This is a genomic window from Polynucleobacter sp. 35-46-11 (assembly GCF_002281105.1).
The window spans coordinates 1-1,834 of the sequence record NZ_NCFJ01000500.1 but is presented as its reverse complement, the minus strand read 5'-3'; the positions used below and the strand labels follow the sequence as shown (position 1 = coordinate 1,834).

The following is a 1,834-nucleotide window of genomic DNA, read 5'->3' as shown; positions in this document are numbered from 1 at the left end:
GATTCCAGTTAAAGTAAGCACTACAGTTGGTGCGCATGATCCCGGTAACTACCCGATTCATTTTGATGTGATTGGTCATGAAATATCTGGTAATGAGTTAATCACCAGACTGCGCGATGAAAAATCAAGTTTTATTATTCCCCGGTAAGCTAAGTAGCAAAAGATGGAGAGAATGAATATGTCAGAACACGAAACAAACAAGCCCTGGTTTAAACAGCTCTGGCCTTGGCTATTGATTAGCGGTCCTGCTGTGGCAGCTATTGGTTGTGTGATTACGATTTATTTAGCCGTAAATCTTTATTCAGATAAGCCAGTTCGTGATGGGGTAATTAAGCGTGGACTGAAGGTTGAGCAGCTTAAAGTAGATCAGGAACGCAAATGAAGTACCGCCTATTTATTTGGATGTTCTTGAAATGTTAAAGCCGAAGTGGATATCCCCACTTCCCCAGCTCCCGTCGGTTTCTGTAATGAACTGTCTTTCAGTCATTCCGAACGAATTCGTAAAAAGCAATTGAAATACATGTCCGCCTGTTTCAAGATCAAAACTAAAGGAAAGGTTGTTTTTATAGTTGTCATCAATCTGGTTCGGAAGAACATAATTATACTCACCGTTAAGAGAAGTTCGCTTGGTCAATTTCATTCTTCCACCTATTCCAGTCGCAATGACAGTTTTATTGTCCGTGAAAATATCTGCTCTGTTTCTATGAATCAGCGTCGGACTCAGCTGCAATGAAAAGGCTTCGCTGAATTTCCTGGCAATCAGGAATTGCGCCGTATAACTGCTTCTGTCAGATCCTGAAAGCTGGGGAGTAGTTTTTTGGGTTCGTATTGCATATCCTCCAAATAGTGTGACAGAAACGGGTGTATTTACTGCACCGCTTGTTTGTCTGAGCAGTTTGTACTTGGCGAAGTAATCAAATGTTTTCTGAAATGAGCTTCTTCCTAGTCCGATCATAAAGCGGTCATTGATTCCGTATTCCAATCCAAGACGATTTGTTGCAGCATCCAATCCGAAGAATTCTTCAAAACCACGGTTTATACGATCAAAACGGTGGGAAATAATAAAATCCATATTGTTCTTGCCTACAGTTTCAACCGAGTGTCCGTTAATAATTCGGGTAGCTTTGAAGGTGGCCGTCCTGACAAAAACCTCATTGCTATCTGAAACAAGTTCCATAAGATCTTCCTGTGCAAAAGCAGAAAACGGAAGTATAAAAGATATTAAGAGGAAAATCTTTCTCATAATTTTGAATTTATGGCTGGATTAGGCTTCGAAAACCCTTAAGGAACTTCCGGTTAAAGCAGTGCTGTACTTTTTAAGAGCAGAAGTCGCCGGGCCCTGGACTCTTGCACCAGTTGAATCAAAAACAGACCCATGAGCAGCGTCAGTCAGGGAGCAAGGAAAATTATTGCTTCCGGAATTATAGGTTACGGGGTTTCCCTGATGAGTGCAAACAGAGGAAAGAGCGATGTAGCTTGAGCCATTTTTGGCAATGATTACACTATTCATTATTGTCCAGCCTTTGGAATTTATATCTGCATTTGAGCTCACATCAAGAGTAAAATCTAACTTGCCACCAGGAGTCGGTGTAGGTGTAACCGGATCGGGTGAACCAGTATCGCTTTTGCCACAGGCACCAAGGCATGAACTAATAACTAATGAGCCTGCGCTCAGGCCAAGTGCTGTAAGAAAGTCTTTACGTTCCATAAGAATGTTGTGTTATAGGTTTCTAATTGTTTAAATTTCGAATAGTATTGATTTACAGCATATACGGCAGAAAAATCCAATTGGTTTATCATGGGAAAGTTTTATCCTGGCAAATAATTTATTTAT

3 protein-coding genes are annotated in these 1,834 nt (G+C 40.7%); 1 reads left to right on the top strand and 2 read right to left on the bottom strand.

Annotated features, from left to right (window positions below):
- The first annotated feature begins 178 nt into the window (after window positions 1-178).
- On the top strand, window positions 179-382 hold the full coding sequence (locus B7Y67_RS16880; RefSeq protein WP_293599621.1) for a FixH family protein: 204 nt from the start codon (window positions 179-181) through the stop codon (window positions 380-382).
- A 12-nt stretch (window positions 383-394) separates the two neighbouring features.
- Here the strand turns inward: B7Y67_RS16880 and B7Y67_RS16875 are convergent, their stop codons facing one another.
- Window positions 395-1,177, bottom strand: a complete 783-nt coding sequence (locus tag B7Y67_RS16875; RefSeq protein ID WP_293599620.1) for a DUF5777 family beta-barrel protein — start codon at window positions 1,175-1,177, stop codon at window positions 395-397.
- Between the two features lie 87 nt (window positions 1,178-1,264).
- Window positions 1,265-1,708 (bottom strand): Rieske (2Fe-2S) protein, encoded by a 444-nt coding sequence (locus B7Y67_RS16870; RefSeq protein ID WP_293599619.1) that lies wholly within the window; start codon window positions 1,706-1,708, stop codon window positions 1,265-1,267.
- Window positions 1,709-1,834 lie beyond the last annotated feature (126 nt).